Annotated in this window: 1 protein-coding gene; it reads right to left on the minus strand. The window is 40.3% G+C overall.

What is annotated here, in order from left to right; translation table 11 throughout:
- A partial coding sequence (tnpA, locus tag OI69_RS18670) for an IS200/IS605 family transposase (protein WP_039354166.1) occupies window positions 1-207 on the minus strand: 207 nt, incomplete at its 3' end.
- Window positions 208-362 lie beyond the last annotated feature (155 nt).

Below are 362 nucleotides of genomic sequence, written 5' to 3' on the forward strand. Positions count from 1 at the left end.
GATACTGACTAGCATATGAACATGATCCGGCATCAGATGCCCTTCTATTATTTCGACTCCTTTATACTTACAAAGGTCTCGTAATATCTCACCCACACTTGAACGTATACTATTAAAAATCACTTTCCGTCTGTACTTCGGCGAAAAGACGATATGGTATTTGCACAGCCATTTTGTATGCGCTGAGCTTTGTGCTTTAATGCCCATAAACACCTTTCCTGATTTTAGTTACGATTATTAGCTTGAACATCTATATCGTAACGGAAAGGTGTTTTTCTTGGTATAACCCTTTGATACCACCCGCAAAGCAGGTGGTTGTATGTTCAAGACGCTAACGCGCCTTGAACTGGCTAAAGCCATAA

Source organism: Pectobacterium fontis, assembly GCF_000803215.1.
Lineage (GTDB): Bacteria > Pseudomonadota > Gammaproteobacteria > Enterobacterales > Enterobacteriaceae > Pectobacterium > Pectobacterium fontis.